Origin of the sequence: Pyramidobacter sp. C12-8 (genome assembly GCF_002007215.1) — a bacterium.
In the GTDB taxonomy this organism is placed as follows: domain Bacteria; phylum Synergistota; class Synergistia; order Synergistales; family Dethiosulfovibrionaceae; genus Pyramidobacter.
The window spans coordinates 1-1,109 of sequence record NZ_MUHX01000069.1 but is presented as its reverse complement, the minus strand read 5'-3'; the positions used below and the strand labels follow the sequence as shown (position 1 = coordinate 1,109).

At 64.6% G+C, this 1,109-nt stretch carries 1 protein-coding gene; it reads right to left on the bottom strand.

From position 1 onward, the window contains the following. Nucleotides 1–1,109, bottom strand: a 1,109-nt coding sequence (locus B0D78_RS12100; protein ID WP_143521874.1) for a serine hydroxymethyltransferase, incomplete at both ends; no start/stop codon positions are given.

The window sequence follows — 1,109 nt, the reverse complement described above, 5'->3', positions numbered from 1 at the left end:
TACAGCCCGGGATAGAGCGGTTTCGCCTCGCAGAGTTCGGTGATCTCGGCGCGGACTTTCCCGATCTCCGCTTCGTCGTCGATGTGGGTGACCACGCGGTCGATCCAGCCGGCGATCTTCTCCATTTCCTCGCGGCCGAAGCCGCGCGTGGTCGCCGCCGCCGTGCCGATGCGCACGCCGCTGGTCACCATCGGGCTCAGGGTCTCGAACGGGATGGTGTTGCGGTTGACGGTGATGCCGGCCTGGTCGAGCGCGATCTGCGCCTGTTTGCCGGTCACTCCTTTGCTGGTCAGGTCGACGAGGATCAGGTGGTTGTCGGTGCCGCCGGAGACGAGGCGGAAGCCTTTCTCCATCATCTTTTCGGCAAGGTGTTTGCAGTTGCCGACGATGTTCTGCTGGTAGGTCTTGAACTCGGGTCTGAGGGCTTCGGCGAAGGCGACGGCTTTGGCGGCGATGATGTGCATGAGGGGGCCGCCCTGCATGCCGGGGAAGATGGCGGAGTCGAGTTTCTTGGCGTACTGTTCTTTGCACATGACCATGCCGCCGCGGGGGCCGCGCAGGGTCTTGTGGGTGGTGGTGGTGACGAAGTCGCAGTAGGGCACGGGATTGGGATGGACTCCGGCGGCGACGAGGCCGGCGATGTGGGCGATGTCGAACATGACGAGGGCCCCGACTTCGTCGGCGATCTCGCGGAATTTCGACGCGTCGATGATGCGGGGGTAGGCGCTGGCGCCGCAGACGATCATCTTGGGATGATGCTTGCGGGCAAGCTCGCGCACCTGGTCGAAGTCGATGGTCTCGGTGTCGCGGCTGACGCCGTAGGGGACGACGTTGTAGAGTCTGCCGGAGAAGTTGACGGGGGAGCCGTGGGTGAGGTGTCCGCCATCGGTGAGGTTCATGGCCAGGATGGTGTCGCCGGGCTGGAGCTGGGAGAAGTAGACGGCCATGTTGGCCTGGCTGCCGGCGTGGGGCTGGACGTTGACGTGGTCGCAGCCGAAGAGTTTCTTGGCGCGGTCGCGGGCGAGGTTTTCGGCCTTATCGACGACTTCGCAGCCGCCGTAGTAGCGTTTGGCGGGGTAGCCTTCGGCGTACTTGTTGGTGAGCACGGA